14 protein-coding genes are annotated in these 19,339 nt (G+C 63.4%); 5 read left to right on the forward strand and 9 right to left on the reverse strand.

Annotated features, from left to right (window positions below; genetic code table 11):
- Positions 1-7: 7 nt before the first annotated feature.
- The gene (locus ACF8O8_RS00335; protein WP_392509088.1) at positions 8-1,231 is read left to right on the forward strand and encodes an FAD-dependent oxidoreductase; all 1,224 of its coding nucleotides are present in this window, start codon (positions 8-10) and stop codon (positions 1,229-1,231) included.
- A gap of 3 nt (positions 1,232-1,234) precedes the next feature.
- Here ACF8O8_RS00335 and ACF8O8_RS00340 read toward each other — a convergent pair whose 3' ends face one another.
- The 8 genes from ACF8O8_RS00340 to gloB form a co-directional block, all read right to left on the reverse strand.
- Positions 1,235-4,165, reverse strand: coding sequence for an aminotransferase (locus tag ACF8O8_RS00340; RefSeq protein WP_049588229.1), 2,931 nt, complete (start codon positions 4,163-4,165; stop codon positions 1,235-1,237).
- Positions 4,166-4,577: 412 nt separating this feature from the next.
- Positions 4,578-6,185 carry an ABC transporter ATP-binding protein gene (locus ACF8O8_RS00345; RefSeq protein WP_392509089.1) on the reverse strand — a complete coding sequence of 536 codons (1,608 nt, stop codon included), beginning with the start codon at positions 6,183-6,185 and terminating at the stop codon, positions 4,578-4,580.
- A gap of 1 nt (position 6,186) precedes the next feature.
- Positions 6,187-7,206 (reverse strand): ABC transporter permease, encoded by a 1,020-nt coding sequence (locus ACF8O8_RS00350; RefSeq protein WP_010954919.1) that lies wholly within the window; start codon positions 7,204-7,206, stop codon positions 6,187-6,189.
- Position 7,207: 1 nt separating this feature from the next.
- The gene (locus ACF8O8_RS00355) at positions 7,208-8,281 is read right to left on the reverse strand and encodes a microcin C ABC transporter permease YejB (RefSeq protein WP_010954918.1); all 1,074 of its coding nucleotides are present in this window, start codon (positions 8,279-8,281) and stop codon (positions 7,208-7,210) included.
- Position 8,282: 1 nt separating this feature from the next.
- On the reverse strand, positions 8,283-10,118 hold the full coding sequence (locus tag ACF8O8_RS00360) for an extracellular solute-binding protein (RefSeq protein ID WP_010954917.1): 1,836 nt from the start codon (positions 10,116-10,118) through the stop codon (positions 8,283-8,285).
- Positions 10,115-11,944 carry an extracellular solute-binding protein gene (locus ACF8O8_RS00365; protein ID WP_392509090.1) on the reverse strand — a complete coding sequence of 610 codons (1,830 nt, stop codon included), beginning with the start codon at positions 11,942-11,944 and terminating at the stop codon, positions 10,115-10,117. The genes ACF8O8_RS00360 and ACF8O8_RS00365 overlap by 4 nt, the downstream gene beginning before the upstream one ends.
- 220 nt (positions 11,945-12,164) lie before the next feature.
- Positions 12,165-13,595, reverse strand: coding sequence for a transglycosylase SLT domain-containing protein (locus tag ACF8O8_RS00370; RefSeq protein ID WP_392509091.1), 1,431 nt, complete (start codon positions 13,593-13,595; stop codon positions 12,165-12,167).
- 100 nt (positions 13,596-13,695) lie between these two features.
- On the reverse strand, positions 13,696-14,475 hold the full coding sequence (gene gloB / locus ACF8O8_RS00375; RefSeq protein ID WP_392509092.1) for a hydroxyacylglutathione hydrolase: 780 nt from the start codon (positions 14,473-14,475) through the stop codon (positions 13,696-13,698).
- An 85-nt stretch (positions 14,476-14,560) separates the two neighbouring features.
- On the opposite strand from gloB, the gene ACF8O8_RS00380 reads away from it, so the two are divergent.
- The 4 genes from ACF8O8_RS00380 to ACF8O8_RS00395 all read left to right on the forward strand — a co-directional run bounded on the left by ACF8O8_RS00380 (position 14,561) and on the right by ACF8O8_RS00395 (position 19,001).
- A complete protein-coding gene (locus tag ACF8O8_RS00380; RefSeq protein WP_003251461.1) occupies positions 14,561-15,334 on the forward strand; it encodes a class I SAM-dependent methyltransferase in 774 nt (257 codons plus the stop codon).
- Positions 15,335-15,349: 15 nt separating this feature from the next.
- Positions 15,350-15,796: a ribonuclease HI gene (gene rnhA, locus ACF8O8_RS00385; protein WP_003251460.1), complete on the forward strand. Its 447-nt coding sequence runs from the start codon at positions 15,350-15,352 to the stop codon at positions 15,794-15,796.
- Positions 15,797-15,846: 50 nt separating this feature from the next.
- On the forward strand, positions 15,847-16,605 hold the full coding sequence (dnaQ, locus tag ACF8O8_RS00390) for a DNA polymerase III subunit epsilon (protein ID WP_392509093.1): 759 nt from the start codon (positions 15,847-15,849) through the stop codon (positions 16,603-16,605).
- 146 nt (positions 16,606-16,751) lie between these two features.
- Complete coding sequence (locus ACF8O8_RS00395) at positions 16,752-19,001, forward strand: Orn/Lys/Arg decarboxylase N-terminal domain-containing protein (RefSeq protein ID WP_392509107.1); 2,250 nt, start codon at positions 16,752-16,754, stop codon at positions 18,999-19,001.
- Here the strand turns inward: ACF8O8_RS00395 and ACF8O8_RS00400 are convergent.
- Positions 18,985-19,203, reverse strand: a complete 219-nt coding sequence (locus tag ACF8O8_RS00400; protein ID WP_010954911.1) for a hypothetical protein — start codon at positions 19,201-19,203, stop codon at positions 18,985-18,987. The two genes, ACF8O8_RS00395 and ACF8O8_RS00400, sit on opposite strands and share 17 nt — an antisense overlap.
- Positions 19,204-19,339: the final 136 nt, after the last annotated feature.

Raw genomic sequence — 19,339 nt, forward strand, 5'->3', positions numbered from 1 at the left:
GAAAAGCGTGCACAGACCAACCGCGTGGCATGTCACCCACTGGAGTAGCGACCCGTTCAGCCTCGGTGCCTACAGTGCCTTGCTGCCTGGCGGATCGCCGTTGCATCGAAGCGCCCTGGGCCAAGTGCTGCATGGGCGCTTGGTCATCGCTGGAGAAGCTTGTAATGCCAGCGCTCCGGCAATGACTCATGGTGCGTGGAATGATGGGCTGCGTGCCGCCGAGGCAGCCGTGAGTGCCGGTGCGAGCAAGGTGATCGTGATCGGTGCGGGGTGTGCAGGCTTGGCTGCCGCTCAACGCTTGCGGGAAAGGGGTGTCGATTGCACTGTGCTGGAGGCGCGTGGGCGAACGGGTGGGCGCACGCACACTGTCGAGTTGGGCGGCGTGAAAGCAGATGAAGGTGCGGCATGGCTTCAGCATTTTGCCGAGAACCCATTGGCCGCTGTTGCACTTCAACATGGCTTGGCTTGCGTCGAGACCGATTTCAGTTGCCCGCTTGCAGCGGCACGCGGCGGGGCGTTGCCGGATATCGACGCCGCCTGGGATGCCTTGACCAGGCGTCTCGATCGGCAACAACCTTTGTCTGACGCGATCGATGGCTACATGGCCACACTCGACCCCGCGCTCGCGCGTGCCACGCAGTTCGCCATCGACGCCAACCTTGTACTGGAAGCGTGTTTGCCCGTCGAGCAACTGTCGGCCTGTGCCTTGGATGAAGAGGGGGTCGGGCATGGTGATCGTATGCTGCCAGGCGGCTACAGCGAGCTTGTCGACTTGCTGTCGAAGCACCTGGATATCCGCCTGAACAGTCCTGTCACCCACATCGACTGGTCGAGCGCGCGCGTCATGGTGAATGAAGACGTGTGCGACTTCTGCATTTGCACAGTCCCGGTGGGGGTTCTGAAAACGTTGCGCTTTACCCCTGCGTTACCTGAAACACAGCAGGGAGCGTTGGCGCATCTGGGGATGGGCAAGCTGGAGAAAGTGATTCTGCAGTTCGATGAGCGATGGTGGCCGTGTTCACCCTCAGGCTACCTGCGCTGGTACGACGTACCCGCCAGTTGGGGGGAATGGCTGGACCTGACCGATGCTGTCGGCAAGCCCACCATTGCCGGGCTGATTGCCGCCGATGCGATCGAGCGGCAGTTCACCGGGCGCACCGATGAGCAGGTGGCCATGGCCGCGTGTGAGGCATTACAGGCGTGGGCCGCAGCCGTCGGGCCCACGCCTTGACACTTACAGGCCTTCGCCCAGCACCCGGTCAATGCTGTCGACAAAGTAGTCCACGCTCGCACGGCTGGTGCACATCGGCGGCTTGATCTTGAGGATGTTCAGGTAATCGCCGGTCGGCTGCATGAAGATGCCCAGGTCACGCAGGCGATCGCACAGCATCATGGTTTCTTCGGTGGCCGGCTCCAGGGTGGTGCGGTCGCGCACCAGTTCCAGCCCCAGGTAGAAGCCCGAGCCATGTGCCGCGCCGGCCAGCGGGTGCTTGTCGACCAGCGCCTGCAGGCGTGCCTTGAAGTAGCGCCCGGTGTCACGGGCGTTGTCCCACAGGCCTTCCTCCTGCATGACATCCAGCACTGCCATGCCGATGCGGCAACTGACCGGGCTGCCACCGGCCGAGGAGAAGAAGTAGCCCTCGGCCTCCAGCGCCTCGGCGATTTCGCGACGGGTGATGACCACGCCCAGCGGCTGGCCGTTACCCATGCCCTTGGCCATGGTAATGATGTCCGGCACCACGCCCTGTTCCTCGAAGCCCCAGAAGTACTCGCCCAGGCGGCCATAGCCCACCTGCACTTCGTCGGCGATGCACACCCCGCCGCGGGCGCGGACCTTGGCATAGGCTGCGCGCAGGTAGCCTGCGGGCAGCGAGATACCGCCGGCATTGCCGTACACCGGTTCGCAGATGATGCCCGCCAGCTGACGGCCACGGGCGTCGAGGTCAGCCAGCTTGGCGTCGACGTCTTGCAGGTAGTCGGCGGCGCTGTCGGCCCCGCGGAAGCGGCCGCGGAAGGTGTTCGGTGCTTCGACCGGGTGAACCCAGTCCGGGCGGGTTTCCAGGGCTTGCGGGTTGTCGGCGATCGACGTGGAGATGGCATCGGTGGCCACCGACCAGCCGTGGTAGGCCTCCAGCACACTGAGCAGATCGCGCCCGCCACTGTAGGCCCAGGCCAGGCGAATCGCCAGGTCGTTGGCCTCGGTGCCGCTGTTGACCATGAACACCCGGTCGAAACCTTCGGGGGCCAGGTCCAGCAGGCGCTCGGAGAATTCGGTGATTGCTGCGTAATGGAAGCGCGAGTTGGTGTTCAGCAGCGACCACTGCCGCGCCGACTCGGCAACCATGCGTGGATGGCCATGGCCCAGCACTGCGACGTTGTTGAGCATGTCCAGGTAGGAACGGCCCTGCATATCGATCAGGTAGTTGCGCCAGCCACGTTCAATGTGCGGCGGTTGCGCATAGTAGTGCTTCTGCGAGCGGGCGAAGCTGGCATCGCGGCGGGCCAGCAGGGCTTGCGGATCGGGTAGCGGCTCGGCATCGCAATCGAAGCCCAGCAGTGCGGCTGGTGACGGGCACAGGGCCAGCCAGGCGGCGGCTTGTGACGGCGTGGCGAAGCGCGGCGGCTGGCTGCCATTGTCCAGGCATACCTGCACGCTGAGGAAGCCGCAGCTGCTGCCCAGGGCCTGGCCTTTTTCCACGGCCTGGCCGTCTGCCGGTGCGTCTTCCAGGCCTTGCAGCCACAAAGCCCAATGCGGGGTGCGCAGGCAGCCCCGGCCGTCGCCGCTGTGCTGCCAGGTGCCGGCTGCCGGCGCTTGCACCGGGCTGCCGTTGGGCACATGCAGCTCGACGAAAAGGGCGCAGGTGGCAGGCTCCTCGGGGCGATCGATATGGGTTTGCGACAGGCGATACTGCCCGTGCAGGCTGCAGGCCGGGGCGGCTTGCGAAGTCAGCAGATGCTGGTCGTAACCGGGTTGCTCCCAGTTGCCGGCCTCGAAGTGTTTGCTGAGTACTCCCAGGTCCACCCGTGTGACAGCCAGCCCGGCCAGCTCGGGGAGCAGGGGGGCACAGTCGTTCCAGTCCGGCGCCGCGGGTTGCAGGCCCGCAGCCTGCAGAATGGCCGCCTCCATCAGGGCGAAAGGCACGGCGGTGGCCGTGTCGAAAATTTCCCATTCGTGGGCAATGTTGTCGCGGGTGTACTGGTTGCCCGGGTCGACGGTTAGCTGTTGTTCGCTGCTCAGCACCAGCACGGCAGCGCGGTTCAGCACCAGCGGCCACAGGGCGCGCAATTCGGCCTCGGTCAGCGGGTTGAGCGCCTGGTAGGCCTGCACGGCTGGCAGGATGCGCAGGGGGTCGCCCTCGGCGTGGTGCAACAGCGCAGCGCAGGTCACCGACAGGTCGGCGATACGCCAGGTGCGCAGCAGGTCGCCGAAATCGATCACGCCTTGCAGTTGCCACTGACGCTGGGCATCACGGGCCCACACGGTGTTGTCGTCGGTGATGTCCAGGTGCACGGCCTGACTGGGCAGTTGATCGACCAGCGGCATCAGGTGCTCGTTGGCCTGTCGCGTGGCGTGTTCGATGCGGGCGCGCTGCCCGCCGTCCTGCAGCACCGGTAGCAGGTGATCGATCAGTGCCCCGGCATGCTGCGGGTCCCATTGCAAGGTGCGCGCAAGGCCCGGGTGATCGAAATGGGCAAGCGCCTTGTCCAGCTTTGCACAGAGCCCGCCCAGTTCAGCCATCAAGCGCGGCTCCATGTGCTTGAGGCGGGTCAGCGGTTGGCCTTCGATGTAATCGAGCAGGCGCAGGCGCAGTGGTTGCGCGTCGATGTCCAGTTCCAGCAACCCCATGCCGTTGTGGGCTGAGCGCACGGCGGGTACCGGCAAACCTTGATCGCGCAGGAAGGCCAGGGCGGCGTGCTGGGCTTCAAGCTCCAGTTGGGCGTAGCTGCCGTGGCAGGCCTTCAGCACATAGCCACCCTGCGGTGTGACCACGCGAAAGTTCAGGTCCTGCTGGCTGCCCAGTACCGAAAGGTTGCCGGCAAGGCCATAGTGGGCCTGCAGCACGGCGTGTGCCTGGGCTTCGCTCAGCGTTGGGCTGGGCTGGCCGGAGCGCTGGATCAGGGTGGCCAGGGCAGGGGAAGCGGGCTGGTGTTGTGGACTGGACATGGGCTCTACCGTGGGTACTGGGAGTTGACGGCGGAGAATTTATGCCCGATTCGGCTGATGATGGAAGACGATTATTGTCAGAAAAATTGATCACAGCTGCATTGCGTCAGGGCGGCAAGGCGCCTGCCTTGGTTTTTGTGTGTGTTGCGTAGATCGAGCGCCGCCCGCGCGGCGCATCGCGAGCAAGCTCGCTCCTACATTTGTTTCGGGCCAGTATCGCCTGTGCCTGCGCGCGCGACCGCCTTGTTTGTTCCCCACGATGTCGAGTTGAGCGCCAAGGGGACGCGCGCGTCTGCCCCAGGAATAATTGGCCCGAAACAAATGTAGGAGCGAGCTTGCTCGCGATGCGCCGCGCGGGCGGCGCTCGATCTACGCAACACCGCAAGAATCAAGGCGAACACCCACCCATTCCCTACGAACCCTCAACCTCCAAAAACGCCGCCTCCAGCAACTGCCGGGTATACGGATGCTGCGGCGCATGGAAGATCGCCTGCGCGTCCCCTTGCTCCACCACATGCCCATGCTTGATCACCATCAATTGATGGCTCAACGCCTTGACCACTGCCAGGTCATGGCTGATGAACAGGTAGGTCAGGTTGTACTTTTGCTGCAGGTTACGCAGCAATTCCACCACCTGCCGCTGTACAGTGCGGTCCAGTGCGGACGTGGGTTCATCCAGCAGAATCAGTGCTGGCTTCAACACCAGCGCCCGGGCAATGGCAATGCGCTGGCGCTGCCCGCCGGAAAACTCATGGGGGTAGCGATGGCGGGTGCGCGGGTCCAGGCCTACTTCCTCCAGGGCCGCGATAATCGCCGCTTCCTGTTCCTGCGCGGTGCCAATGCGGTGAATGCGCAGCCCTTCACCGACAATGTCCGCCACGCACATGCGCGGGCTCAGGCTGCCAAACGGGTCCTGGAACACCACCTGCATTTCCCGCCGCAGGGGGCGCACGGCTTTCTGGTTCAGCCCTTCGAGGTTCTGCCCATGAAAGCGAATGCCGCCCTGGCTGGAAATCAGCCGCAAGATCGCCAGGCCCAATGTGGACTTGCCCGACCCGGATTCGCCAACAATGCCCAGCGTCTGGCCCTGGGGCAAGCTGAAGTTGACCCCGTCCACCGCCTTCACATGGTCGACCGTGCGCTGCAGAAAGCCCTTCTTGATCGGGAACCAGACCTTGAGGTCATCCACCTCCAGCAACGGCGCGCCCACCGGGTTGTGCGCCGGCAGCCCGCTGGGCTCGGCATTGATCAGCATCTGTGTGTAGTGGTGCTGTGGCGAGCTGAACAGCGTCGCGCATTCGGCTTGCTCGACAATTTGCCCACGCTGCATCACGCACACGCGGTGAGCGATGCGGCGCACCAGGTTCAGGTCATGGCTGATCAGCAACAGGGCCATGCCCATACGCGCCTGCAATTCCTTGAGCAGCTCGAGGATCTTCAGCTGCACGGTCACATCCAGCGCCGTGGTCGGCTCGTCGGCAATCAGCAGCTCGGGCTCGTTGGCCAGCGCCATGGCGATCATTACCCGCTGGCGCTGGCCGCCCGACAATTCGTGGGGCAGGGCCTTGAGGCGCTTGCGCGGCTCTGGAATGCCGACCATATCCAGCAACTCCAGGGTGCGCGCAGTCGCTTCCTTGCCCGTCAGGCCCTTGTGCAGCAGGAGGATTTCGTTGATCTGCTTTTCGATGCAATGCAGCGGGTTGAGCGAGGTCATCGGCTCCTGGAAGATCATCGCAATGCGGTTGCCGCGAATGCGCTGCAGGGTCTTCTCGCTCTGCTGCAGCAGGTCCTTGCCTTCGTAGCGGATGCTGCCGCTGGGGTGCCGGGCCAGGGGATAGGGCAGCAGGCGCAGGATCGAGTGCGCGGTGACCGATTTGCCCGAGCCACTTTCGCCCACCAGGGCCAGTGTCTCGCCTTTGCGAATATCGAAGCTGACGCCGTCCACCACTCGGTTGACCTGGTCCCCGGTCACGAACTCCACGGCCAGGTCCCGCACTTCGATCAGGTTCTGTTCACTCATGTCACTTCCTCGGGTCGAAGGCGTCGCGGGCGGATTCGCCGATGAACACCAGCAGGCTCAGCATCAGCGCCAGCACGGCAAAGGCGCTGATGCCCAGCCATGGCGCTTGCAGGTTGGACTTGCCCTGCGCCACCAGTTCGCCCAGCGAGGGCGAACCGGCGGGCAGGCCGAAGCCGAGGAAGTCCAGGGCGGTGAGGGTGCCGATGGCGCCGGTGAGGATGAACGGCATGAAGGTCATGGTCGAGATCATCGCGTTGGGCAGGATGTGCCGGTACATGATTGCGCCGTTGCGCATGCCCAGGGCGCGTGCGGCGCGCACGTATTCCAGGTTGCGCCCGCGCAGGAACTCGGCGCGTACCACATCCACCAGGCTCATCCACGAGAACAGCAACATGATGCCCAGCAGCCACCAGAAGTTGGGTTGCACGAAGCTGGCCAGGATGATCAGCAGGTACAGCACAGGCAGGCCGGACCAGATTTCCAGAAAGCGTTGCCCGGCCAGGTCGACCCAGCCACCGTAGAACCCCTGCAGGGCGCCTGCGATGACGCCGACAATGGAGCTGGCCACGGTCAAGGTGAGGGCAAACAGAACCGAGATGCGGAAGCCGTAGATCACCCGCGCCAGCACGTCGCGGCCCTGGTCGTCGGTGCCCAGCCAGTTGTCCGCCGAAGGTGGGGCGGGGGCGGGGACGCGCAGGTCATAGTTGATGCTCTGGTAGCTGAACGGAATGGGTGCCCACAGCACGAAGCTGTCTTTCTTCGCCAGCAGCTCGCGGATGTAGGGGCTCTTGTAGTTGGCTTCCAGCGGGAATTCCCCGCCGAAGGTGGTTTCCGGGTAACGCTTGAACGCCGGGAAGTACCATTGGCCGTCGTAACGTACGGCGATCGGTTTGTCGTTGGCGATCAGTTCGGCGCCCAGGCTCAGCCCGAACAGAATCAGGAACAGCCACAGCGACCACCAGCCACGGCGGTTGGCCTTGAAACGCTCGAAGCGCCGGCGGTTGAGGGGGGACAAGGCCATGTCAGTGCTCCCGGCTGGCAAAGTCGATGCGCGGATCGACCAAGGTGTAGGTCAGGTCGCCGATCAGTTTCACCACCAGCCCTAGCAGGGTGAAGATGAACAGGGTGCCGAAGACCACCGGGTAGTCGCGGTTGATGGCCGCTTCGAAACTCATCAGGCCCAGGCCGTCGAGGCTGAAGATCACCTCGATCAGCAAGGAGCCTGTGAAGAAGATGCCGATGAACGCCGAGGGGAAGCCGGCGATCACCAGCAGCATGGCGTTGCGGAACACGTGGCCGTACAGCACCCGTGATCGGCTCAGGCCCTTGGCCTTGGCGGTGACCACGTACTGTTTGTTGATTTCGTCGAGGAAGCTGTTCTTGGTCAGCAGGGTCATGGTGGCGAAGTTGCCGATGACCAGCGCGGTGATCGGCAGCACCAGGTGCCAGAAGTAGTCCAGCACCTTGCCGGTGGTGCTCAGTTCGTCGAAGTTGTTGGAGGTGAGGCCACGCAGCGGGAACCAGTCGAAGTAGCTGCCACCGGCGAACAGCACGATCAGCAGGATGGCGAACAGGAACGCCGGGATGGCGTAGCCGACGATGATTGCCGAGCTGGTCCACACGTCGAAGTGGCTGCCGTGGCGCACGGCCTTGGCGATCCCCAGCGGGATCGACACCAGGTACATGATCAGCGTGCTCCATAGCCCCAGCGAGATCGAAACCGGCATCTTCTCGGCGATCAGGTCGATCACCTTGGCGTCGCGGAAGAAGCTGTCGCCGAAGTCCAGCTGGGCGTAGTTCTTGACCATGATCCACAGGCGCTCGGGCGGCGACTTGTCGAAGCCGTACATGCGTTCGATTTCAGCGATCAGCGCCGGGTCCAGGCCCTGGGCGCCGCGGTAGCTGGAGCCGGCCACGGAAACCTCGGCACCGCCACCGGCAATGCGGCTGGTGGCGCCTTCGAAGCCTTCGAGCTTGGCGATCATTTGCTCGACCGGGCCACCGGGGGCGGCCTGGACGATGATGAAGTTGATGATGAGGATGCCGAACAGGGTCGGGATGATCAGCAGCAGGCGGCGCAGGATGTAGGCCAGCATCTTAGTTGGCCTCGTCCGCAGGCGCTTCGCTGACCGCCGGGGTTACATCGGGCTTGATCCACCAGGTGTCGATGCCGATGTCGTACTTGGGCGACACGTTCGGGTGGCCGATGTGGTTCCAGTAGGCCACACGCCAGGTCTTGATGTGCCAGTTGGGGATCACGTAATAGCCCCACAGCAGCACGCGGTCGAGGGCGCGGCAGTGGTCGATCAGGCTCTGCCGAGAGTCGGCGTTGATCAGCTGGTCCACCAGTTGGTCGATGGCCGGGTCGCGCAGGCCGATGAAGTTGCGGCTACCGGGGTTGTCGGCGGCGGCGCTGGACCAGAACTCGCGCTGCTCGTTGCCTGGCGAGTTGGATTGCGGGTAGCCGCCAACGATCATGTCGTAGTCACGCGAGCGCAGGCGGGTTATGTACTGCGAAACGTCGACGCGGCGAATGTTCAGCTCGATACCGAGGTCGGCAAGGTTGCGCTTGAACGGCAGCAGAATGCGTTCGAACTCGGTCTGCGCCAGCAGGAACTCGATGCTTGCCGGCTTGCCTTGGGCGTCGACCATCTTGTCGTCGACGATTTTCCAGCCGGCTTCCTGCAACAACTTGTAAGCCTGGCGCTGTTGCTCGCGGATCATGCCGCTGCCGTCACTAACCGGGTTGTGGAAGACCTCGGTAAATACTTGCTCGGGCACTTTGCCGCGCAGTGGTTCGAGGATTTTCAGCTCGTTGGGGCTGGGCAGGCCGCGGGCGGCCATTTCCGAGTTCTCGAAGTAGCTGCCGGTACGGGTGTAGGCGCCGTTGAACAGCTGCTTGTTGGTCCACTCGTAGTCCAGCAGCAGGCTCAGGGCCTGGCGCACACGCACATCCTGGAAAACCGGGCGGCGGATGTTGAAAATGAAGCCCTGCATACCGGTGGGGTTGCCGTTGGGCAGCTCTTCCTTGATCAGGCGACCTTCGCGCACGGCGGGCACGTTGTAAGCGGTGGCCCAGTTCTTGGCACTGACTTCCAGGCCATAGTCGAATGCCCCGGCCTTGAGGGCCTCCAGGGCGACGGTGGTGTCGCGGTAGGCGTCGAACGTCATGGCATCGAAGTTGTAGAAGCCGCGGTTGATGGGCAGGTCCTTGGCCCAGTAGTCCTTGACCCGTTCGTAGCGCACCGAGCGCCCGGCCTTGACCTTGGCGACCTTGTACGGGCCGCTGCCCAACGGGATTTCCAGATTGCCGCGGTTGAACTCGCGGTTTTCGTACCAGTGCTTGGGCAGTACCGGCAGCTGGCCGAGAATCAGTGGCAGCTCGCGGTTGTTCTTGTGCTTGAACTTGAACAGCACCTTCAGCGGTTCTTCGGCGACCACTTCGGCAACGTCGGCGTAGTACTGGCGGTACAGTGGGGCGCCGTCCTTGATCAGGGCGTTGAAGGTGAACACCACGTCGTCGGCGCGCATCGGATGGCCGTCATGGAAGCGCGCTTCGGGGCGCAGGTAGAAGCGCACCCAGCTGTTATCCGGGGCCTTTTCGATCTTGCCGGCAACCAGGCCGTATTCGGTGAACGGTTCATCCTGGCTCTGGCGCATCAGGGTGTCGTAGATAATGCCGATGTTCTCGGCCGCCACGCCTTTGTTGATGAACGGGTTGAGGCTGTCGAAGCCGCCAAAGCTGGACTGGCGGAAGGTGCCGCCCTTGGGCGCATCCGGGTTGACGTAGTCGAAGTGCTTGAAGTCGGCGGGATACTTGGGTGGCTCATCGTAAAGGGTGAGCGCGTGCTGCGGTGCGGCCAGCGCGGGAAGGCTCAGGCAGGCGAGCAACAGGCTGCCTGCCAGCCGGCGCAGACGGTGCGTTGGCGTCATTGGGCTTTCTCCGAAGTCTTGATCCACCAGCTATTCAGCCCAAGGGTGTAGGGCGGCGTGGTGACGAAGGCGAACCGGTTGCGGTAGGCCAGGCGATGGTTGTCGAGGTACCAGTTGGGGATCATGTAGTAGTGCCATGAGAGCACGCGGTCCAGGGCGCGGGCAGCGGCGACCTGGTCATCGCGGGTGCGGGCGGCGAGCAGGGTGTCGAGCAGGTGGTCGACCACCGGGTCCTTGACCCCAGCATAGTTCTTGCTGCCCTTTGTCGCGGCCTGGCTGGAATGGAAGTACAGCCATTGTTCGAGGCCGGGGCTGAGGGTCTGGTTCAGGGTCATCAGAATCATGTCGAAATCGAACTGGTCCAGACGTTGTTTGTACTGGGCACGGTCCACGGTGCGCAAGCGCGCATCGATGCCGATGCTGGACAGGTTTTCGACATAAGGTTGCAGGATGCGTTCAAGGTTGGGGTTTACCAGCAGCAGTTCCATGCGCAATTGCTGGCCCTTGCTGTCGACCAGGCGCTGGCCGTGCAGCTTCCAGCCGGCCTCGGCGAGCAGGCCCAGAGCCTGGCGCAGGGTCTGGCGGCTGATACCCCTGCCATCGGTGTGGCTGACCTTGTACGGTTCGCTGAACAGCTTGGCGGGCAACTGGTCACGGAATGGCGCCAGCAGCAGCCACTCCTTGCCGGTGGGCAGGCCGCTGGCGGCGAACTCGCTGTTTGGGTAGTAGCTGGTCGAGCGGCGGTAGGCGCTGCTGAACAGCGCGCGGTTGGTCCACTCGAAGTCCAGCATCAGCCCCAGCGCCTGGCGTACCCGCGGGTCACTGAACGCGGCCCGGCGGCTGTTCATGAACAGGCCCTGTGTTTGCGTGGGAATGCTGTGCGGGATTTGTGCCTTGATCACTTCACCGCGGCGCACGGCAGGGAAGTTGTAACCGTTGGCCCAGTTTTTTGCCTGGTGCTCGATATAGATGTCGAACTCGCCGGCCTTGAAGGCTTCGAAGGCCACCGTCGCGTCACGATAGAACTCGTATTCGACCCGATTGAAATTGTACTTGCCACGGTTGACCGCCAGGTCTTTGCCCCAGTAGTTCTTCACCCGTTCGAACACCAGGCGTCGTCCGGGTTGTACCTGGGTGATGCGGTAGGGGCCGCTGCCCAAGGGGGGCTCGAAGGTGGTGGCCTTGAAGTCGCGCTTCTGCCAGTAGTGTTTGGGCAGTACCGGCATTTCGCCCAGGCGCAGGATCAGCAGCGGGTTGCCGGCGCGTTTGAACACGAAGCGGATGCGTAGCGGGCCGAGGATGTCTACCCGCTGCACTTCCTGCAGGTTGGTGCGGTAGATCGGGTGGCCATCCTTGAGCAGCGTGCGGTACGAGAAGGCCACGTCAGCCGAGGTGATGGGCTGGCCGTCATGCCAGCGGGCTTCGGGGCGCAGGTTGAACACCACCCAGCTGCGGTCCTCGCTGTACTCCACCGAGCGGGCGATCAGGCCATAGCTGGAGGTTGGCTCGTCACCGGACGGGTCGTACTGGCCCGTGCCGATCATCAGTGGCTCGTTCAGCTCGCTGATGCCGTACTGCTGGAAATTGGGCGTGGTAATCGGGCTCGACCCTTTGAAGGTGTAGGGGTTGAGCGTGTCGAAGGTACCAAAAGCCATGGCCCGCAACGTGCCGCCCTTGGGCGCTTGCGGGTTGACCCAGTCGAAGTGGGTGAAGGTGGCTGGGTACTTGAGCGTGCCGAACTGCGCGTATCCGTGGCTTTCGCTCACGATCGCGGCTGCGGGAAAGCTCAAGGCCAGGCTGAGTGACAGCAGGAGGGGACGTATCAAATCGGCATCCGATCCAGAGGCGTTGGGCTTTGATCGAGTACAGTAACAGCTTGGTGGGGTTGGAAAAAGAGAGGGGCTGGGGTTTTCCAGTGGCTGGGTTTTCAGGCCCATTCGCGGGCACGCCCGCTCCCACAGGTAGGGCACCGGCTTTGAGGGCTGTGAAAAAACTGTGGGAGCGGGCGTGCCCGCGAATGGGCTGCAAAGCAGCCCCTGTAACGACTCAATGCCCGAGGTAGACGGTCAGGGTCTGGCCTGGCTTGAGGGCGTGGCCGCTGCGTGGGTTCCAGCGCTTGAGGTGCTTCATTTCCACATTGAAGCGCTTGGCCACCAGGTACAGAGAATCGCCCTTGCGGACCTTGTATTGCGTGGAGCGCTTCCCGGAGGCAGCAACCCGGTTGCCGGCGGCGCTTGGCGCACTGCCACCACGCAGGGCCAGAACCTGGCCAGCGCGCAGACTGTTGCCGGACAAGCGGTTCCAGCGCTTGATGTCCTTGACCGATACACGGTTGGCCTTGGCGATGGCGCTCAGGTTATCGCCACGCTTGACCCGGTAGCTGCGTGCCCCCACCGGTGCCTTGGCTTCGGCCACGGCCCGGGCAAACGCTGCTTTCGGGGGTTGCAGGCTGACCAGTTGCTCCGGGTTGAGGTTGGACAGGCTGGCACTGAGCAACTGCGCCTTGGCGGTGGGCACCAGCAGCTGTTTCGGGCCATCGACGGTCATGCGTTTCTTGAATGCCGGGTTGAGCTGGATCAGCTCGTCCTCGTCGATGTTGGCAAAGGCCGCGACCCGGGAAAGGTCCAGACGGTCATTGATCGCCACCGCTTCAAAGTACGGTTCGTTGGCGATCGGGGTGAGATTGACACCATAGGCTTCTGGCGTGGACACCACCTGCGACAGTGCCAGCAACTTGGGTACGTAGTCGCGGGTTTCCTGTGGCAGCGGCAGGTTCCAGTAGTCGGTCGGCAGGCCGAGCCTTTCGTTGCGCTCGATGGCTCGGCTGACGGTGCCTTCGCCGGCATTGTAGGCCGCCAGGGCCAACAGCCAGTCGCCGTTGAACATGTCGTGCAGGCGGGTCAGGTAGTCCAGCGCGGCGTTGGTCGACGCGGTGACATCGCGGCGGCCGTCATAGAAGTTGGTCTGGCGCAGGTTGAAGTGGCGACCGGTAGCCGGCATGAACTGCCACATGCCGGCAGCGCTGGCGCGTGAGTAGGCCATGGGGTTGTAGGCACTTTCGATGGCTGGCAGCAGGGCCAGTTCCAGCGGCATGTCGCGTTCTTCAAGGCGCTCGACGATGTAGTGCAGGTAGAGGCTGCCACGTTCCCCGGCGCTTTCGATGAAGGTCGGGTTGCTGGCGAACCACAAGCGCTGCTGCTCGATGCGCGGGTTGACATCGATACTGTCCTGCAGGGCGAAGCCCTGGCGCATGCGCTCCCAGACATCCTGCGGCGCCTGTTCGGCCGGCTTGACCAGCAGCGGGGAAGGTTTGTGCTTGATCCGTGCCTGGTAGTTGTGCGCGCGAACGCTATCGGATTCGTCGAGCTGACGGGTGCTCTGGCAGCCCACCAAGGTGGCTGCCAGGGCCAGCGCACTGATTTGGGCCAGGCGCGTCAGGGCGACGGAATGAGAGGTTCTGCGGCTACGGGAAGACATCGGCTGATACAGGTATCCGGGCGAAAAAGTTCGGCGATTCTAGAAACCGCTCCGGGCCTGGTCAACCTTTGACCATCACTTGCGATATATCTTGCGGTTATCAGAAGGTGTCCTTCCAAGACCTCAAGGCAGCAAAAACAGCGACATGCGAGTTGTTTGAATGTCCCTTCCATTCGTCTGCTTTTTGTTTAACTAATGTTTCAGCGGTACGCAGAAAGGGGTTGGTCAGGCGCTCCAGGCCGATCGTTGAGGGCAAGCTGATGCGATTTTCGGCGCGCAAACGGGTAACGTCCTCGAAGCGTTGCTGAACGTGCGGGTTGGTCGGTTCCACAGCCTTGGCGAAGCGCAGGTTGCTGAGGGTGTATTCATGGGCGCAGTACACTTGTGTCTGCTCTGGCAGGGCCGCCAGGCGGGCGAGGGCGGGCTGCATCTGTTCGGGTGTACCTTCGAACATGCGCCCGCAACCGGCGGCGAACAGGGTGTCGCCACTGAACAGGATGGGCGTTGCTGGCTGGTCGCTGAAGAAGGCGATATGCCCCAGGGTGTGGCCGGGTACCGCCATTACCTGGAACGTCACACCCAGCACGTCCACCCTAACGCCTTCGTCCAGTGCCAGGTCGCGGCCGGGAATGCGCTCGTTGGCAGGGCCACAGACCCGTGCGCCGGTCAATTGCCTGAGCCGTTCCACCCCACCGACATGGTCATTGTGGTGGTGGGTGACGAGGATGTCGCTCAGCACCCACTCGGGGTTGGCAGCCAGCCAGCGCTCCACTGGGCCGGCATCGCCCGGGTCGACCACCGCACAACGGCGTTTGGCAGTATCCTGTAACAACCAGATGTAGTTGTCGGAGAAAGCGGGGAGAGCTTCGATCTGTATCATGGTGCGGATCCGATTCGCCTAGCGTGGCACATGAGGGCATCTTAGCCGCGATGGCGCGGTGGGAGAACCTTCGAGGGAGAGCGCAATGACCGACCAAGCCTTTGCCCAGGCCGACCCGGACTGGGTCGAGCTGATCAGCCTGGCCCGTGAGTGGTTCAACGGCCCACTTGGGCAACTGATGCTCAAGGAGGAGGACAAACTGCTGGAAGAAGAGCTCGGGCGCTTCTTTGGCGGCTATCTCGTGCATTACGGACCCTGCGCCGAGCCACCGCCCAGAGCCCCCCAGGTGCAGCGTAACGTGCGCCTTGGTGCGCCCTTGCCGGGTGTGGAGATTGTCTGCGAAGAACAAGCCTGGCCGTTGAGCGAGCACGCTGCCGACGTGGTGGTGCTGCAGCATGGCCTGGACTTCTGCCTGTCGCCCCATGGTCTGCTGCGCGAGGCCGCCAGTGCCGTCCGCCCGGGCGGGCACCTGCTGATCGTAGGGATCAACCCCTGGAGCAGCTGGGGCATGCGCCATTTCTTCAGTCACGGTGCTCTGCGCAAGGCGCGCTGCATCTCGCCGTCCCGGGTGGGCGACTGGCTCAACCTGCTGGGCTTCGCGCTGGAGAAACGCCGCTTCGGGTGCTATCGTCCGCCGCTTGCCTCACCTGCCTGGCAGCAACGCCTGGAGGGCTGGGAACGACTGGCTGGCGGCTGGCAGGGTTCCGGTGGTGGGGTGTACCTGCTGGTGGCGCGCAAGATGGTGGTGGGCCTGCGGCCTTTGCGGCCGGAACGTCGCGAGCCAATGGGCAAACTGCTGCCGCTGCCACTGGCGAAGGTCAACCGCACCGCAGCCAACCCCGAAACTGACAAGCACTGAATTCAAGAGTGGTACATGAGCGATAGCGTCGAGATGTTTACTGATGGTGCCTGCAAGGGCAACCCTGGCCCGGGTGGCTGGGGCGTGCTGATGATCTACAAGGGCGTCGAGAAGGAACTGTGGGGCGGCGAACGTGAGACCACCAACAACCGCATGGAGCTGATGGCTGCGATCCAGGGCCTGATGTCGCTCAAGCGTGAATGCGAGGTGGTGCTGACCACCGACTCGCAGTACGTGATGAAGGGCATCAACGAATGGATGGTCAACTGGAAGAAGCGTGGCTGGAAGACCGCCGCCAAGGAGCCGGTGAAGAACGCTGACTTGTGGCAGCAGCTCGATGAGCAGGTCAACCGCCACAAGGTAACCTGGAAGTGGGTGCGCGGCCATATTGGCCACCCCGGCAACGAACGCGCCGACCAGCTGGCCAACCGTGGGGTCGATGAGGTGCGCGCCCAGCGTTGAGCTGGGGTACAATCGCGGCCTTTGTAACGGATGCAAGTTGGAGCGCCCGCGTGGAGCAGCAGCAAGATAAACGGTTCGTCATTCTCGATACCGAAACCACGGGTATGCCGGTTGGCGAAGGCCACCGGATCATCGAGATCGGCTGTGTCGAGGTCATCGGCCGGCGCCTGACCGGGCGGCACTTCCACGTCTACCTGCAGCCCGACCGCGAGAGTGACGAGGGCGCGATCAACGTTCACGGCATCACGGATGCCTTCCTGGTCGGCAAGCCACGTTTTGGCGATGTCGCCGAGGAGTTCTTCCAGTTCATCCAAGGCGCCACGCTGGTCATCCACAACGCGGCGTTCGACGTTGGCTTCATCAACAACGAATTCGCCTTGCTGGGCCAGCAGGACCGCGCTGACATTTCGCAGCACTGCACCATTCTGGACACCCTGCTGCTGGCACGTTCGCGCCACCCGGGGCAGCGCAACAGCCTAGATGCGCTGTGCAAACGCTACGACATCGACAACTCGGGCCGTGAGTTGCACGGCGCACTGCTCGACTCGGAACTGCTGGCCGACGTTTACCTGGCAATGACCGGTGGCCAGACCAGCCTGTCGTTGGCTGGGAATGGCGCAGATACCGAAGAGGACGGGCAGGGCGCTGGCGGCAGCGAGATCCGCCGGATTGTCGGGCGTGCGCCAGGGCGGGTGATCATGGCCAGCGCTGAAGAGCTGGAGGCGCATGCCGAGCGGCTGGCGGCCATTGCCAAGTCGGCGGGTGGGCCTTCGCTGTGGCAGGCCCTGACTGAGGCATCTGCGGGTTGAGGTGTTGGGCTTGCCGTGGGTTATAGGGTGTTGCTGAGATCGAGCGCCGCGCGGGCGGCGCTCGATTTACACTCCACCCCAACACCCAAGGCAGGCACGTCAACTACCCTGAAATGGACGCCATGTCCTTCGGAGGTAGCCACCTGATGTACAAGGACCTCAAGTTCCCGATCCTCATCGTCCACCGCGCCATCAAGGCCGACAGTGTTGCCGGCGAGCGCGTGCGGGGCATCGCCGAGGAATTGCGCCAGGATGGCTTTGCCATTCTCGCCGCCGCTGACCACGCCGAAGCGCGCCTGGTCGCCGCCACCCACCACGGCCTGGCCTGCATGCTCATCGCGGCCGAAGGCGCTGGCGAGAATACCCATTTACTGCAGAACATGGCCGAGCTGATCCGCCTGGCCCGTCTGCGTGCACCCAACCTGCCGATCTTCGCCCTGGGCGAGCAGGTGACCCTGGAAAATGCCCCCGCCGAAGCCATGAGCGAGCTCAACCAGCTGCGTGGCATCCTTTACCTGTTCGAAGACACCGTGCCGTTTCTCGCCCGCCAGGTGGCGCGTGCTGCACACACCTACCTCGACGGCCTGCTGCCGCCGTTCTTCAAGGCGCTGGTACAGCACACCGCGCAGTCCAACTATTCCTGGCACACCCCGGGCCATGGTGGCGGTGTGGCCTATCATAAAAGCCCGGTAGGCCAAGCCTTTCACCAGTTCTTCGGGGAAAACACCCTGCGCTCGGACCTGTCCGTTTCCGTGCCGGAGCTGGGTTCGCTGCTCGACCACACAGGCCCGCTGGCCGAAGCCGAGGCCAGGGCGGCGCGCAACTTCGGCGCCGATCACACCTTTTTCGTCATCAATGGCACCTCCACGGCCAACAAGATCGTCTGGCATGCCATGGTCGGCCGTGACGACCTGGTGCTGGTGGACCGCAACTGCCACAAGTCGGTGGTGCACGCGATCATCATGACGGGTGCCATCCCGTTGTACCTTTGCCCGGAGCGCAACGAACTGGGCATCATTGGCCCGATCCCGCTCAGCGAGTTCAGCCCCGAGGCGATCGCCGCGAAGATTCAGGCCAACCCCCTTGCCCGTGATCGTGGGCAGCGTATCAAGCTGGCGGTAGTGACCAACTCCACCTACGACGGGCTGTGTTACCACGCCGGGCTGATCAAGCAGGCCCTGGGTGCCAGTGTCGAGGTGCTGCACTTCGACGAGGTCTGGTTTGCCTATGCCGCGTTCCACGACTTTTTCACCGGGCGCTACGCCATGGGCACCGCCTGCGCGGCAGACAGCCCGCTGGTGTTCAGTACCCATTCCACCCACAAGCTGCTGGCGGCGTTCAGCCAGGCCTCGATGATTCATGTGCAGGACGGGGCCAGGCGGCAGCTGGACCGGGACCGTTTCAACGAAGCGTTCATGATGCACATCTCTACCTCGCCGCAGTACAGCATTCTCGCCTCGCTGGATGTGGCTTCGACCATGATGGAAGGGCCGGCCGGGCGCTCGCTGCTGCAGGAGATGTTCGACGAGGCGTTGAGTTTTCGTCGTGCCCTGGCCAACCTGCGTGAGCACATTGCCGCAGCGGACTGGTGGTTCAGCATCTGGCAGCCGCCAAGTGCCGAGGGCATCCCCCGTCTGGCCGCGCAGGACTGGCTGCTGCAGCCGGGGGCGCAATGGCATGGGTTTGGTGAAGTGGTGACCGACTATGTGCTGCTCGACCCGCTGAAGGTGACCTTGGTAATGCCGGGCCTGAGCGCAGACGGTGTGCTGGGCGCGCGCGGTATCCCGGCAGCGGTAGTCAGCAAGTTTCTCTGGGAACGCGGGCTGGTGGTGGAAAAAACGGGCCTGTACAGCTTCCTGGTACTGTTTTCCATGGGCATCACCAAGGGCAAGTGGAGCACCCTGCTCACCGAGCTGCTGGAGTTCAAGCGCCACTATGACGGCAACACCCCACTCAGCAGCTGCCTGCCCAGTGTGGGGGCTGCCGACGCCTTGCGCTACCAGGGCATGGGCCTGCGCGACCTGTGCGACCAGTTACATGACTGCTACCGCGCCAATGCCACGGCCAAGCAGCTGAAGCGGCTGTTCACCCGCTTGCCGGAGGTGGCCGTCAGCCCGGCCCAGGCCTATGACAAGATGGTGCGTGGCGAGGTGGAGGCGGTACCGATCGAGGCACTGCTGGGGCGTGTGGCGGCGGTGATGCTGGTGCCGTACCCGCCTGGCATCCCGTTGATCATGCCGGGTGAGCGGTTCACCGAGGCGACCCGCTCGATCCTTGATTACCTGGCATTCGCCCAAGCATTCAACCAGGGCTTTCCCGGGTTTGTCGCCGATGTGCACGGCCTGCAGCACGAAGGGGGCCGCTACACGGTGGATTGCATCACGGAATGCGCGTGATCTCGACGCCGGAGCGTGCCAGTTCGAAACGGTTTTCACCCAGGTGGTTGACCTTGTCGCCGATGGCCAGGCGGTAGGTGGTGATGGGGGCGCCCAGCGTGCTGCCGTCGAGTTGCAGGGTGGATTCCTGAAACTCGTGCACGGGGTAGATGCGGCCTTCGGCGTCACGGGCGTGGAATTGGCCGACCATTACTGCTGCCATTTGGGTGGAAACCTCTGAATTACGTAGGAAATGTATGAAGGCATAGACCGTGAAACAGACGTGGAAGTTTTCGCCCTGCGGAAAAAAAACTCAGGCGCCGGAGAACGGTCATCTATAACTACAACGTCTATTTAAC

Source organism: Pseudomonas sp. TYF_14, from assembly GCF_043105275.1.
GTDB lineage: Bacteria > Pseudomonadota > Gammaproteobacteria > Pseudomonadales > Pseudomonadaceae > Aquipseudomonas > Aquipseudomonas alloputida.

What these genes read in the sequence shown, in the direction of transcription:
- ACF8O8_RS00370 (WP_392509091.1), bottom strand. Translation starts at nt 13,595, where the DNA reads ATGTCTTCCCGTAGCCGCAGAACCTCTCATTCCGTCGCCCTGACGCGC.
- ACF8O8_RS00345 (WP_392509089.1), bottom strand. Translation starts at nt 6,185, where the DNA reads ATGAGTGAACAGAACCTGATCGAAGTGCGGGACCTGGCCGTGGAGTTC.
- ACF8O8_RS00355 (WP_010954918.1), bottom strand. Translation starts at nt 8,281, where the DNA reads ATGCTGGCCTACATCCTGCGCCGCCTGCTGCTGATCATCCCGACCCTG.
- ACF8O8_RS00400 (WP_010954911.1), bottom strand. Translation starts at nt 19,203, where the DNA reads ATGGCAGCAGTAATGGTCGGCCAATTCCACGCCCGTGACGCCGAAGGC.
- ACF8O8_RS00350 (WP_010954919.1), bottom strand. Translation starts at nt 7,206, where the DNA reads ATGGCCTTGTCCCCCCTCAACCGCCGGCGCTTCGAGCGTTTCAAGGCC.
- ACF8O8_RS00380 (WP_003251461.1), top strand. Translation starts at nt 14,561, where the DNA reads ATGACCGACCAAGCCTTTGCCCAGGCCGACCCGGACTGGGTCGAGCTG.
- rnhA (WP_003251460.1), top strand. Translation starts at nt 15,350, where the DNA reads ATGAGCGATAGCGTCGAGATGTTTACTGATGGTGCCTGCAAGGGCAAC.
- ACF8O8_RS00340 (WP_049588229.1), bottom strand. Translation starts at nt 4,165, where the DNA reads ATGTCCAGTCCACAACACCAGCCCGCTTCCCCTGCCCTGGCCACCCTG.
- ACF8O8_RS00360 (WP_010954917.1), bottom strand. Translation starts at nt 10,118, where the DNA reads ATGACGCCAACGCACCGTCTGCGCCGGCTGGCAGGCAGCCTGTTGCTC.
- gloB (WP_392509092.1), bottom strand. Translation starts at nt 14,475, where the DNA reads ATGATACAGATCGAAGCTCTCCCCGCTTTCTCCGACAACTACATCTGG.
- ACF8O8_RS00395 (WP_392509107.1), top strand. Translation starts at nt 16,752, where the DNA reads ATGTACAAGGACCTCAAGTTCCCGATCCTCATCGTCCACCGCGCCATC.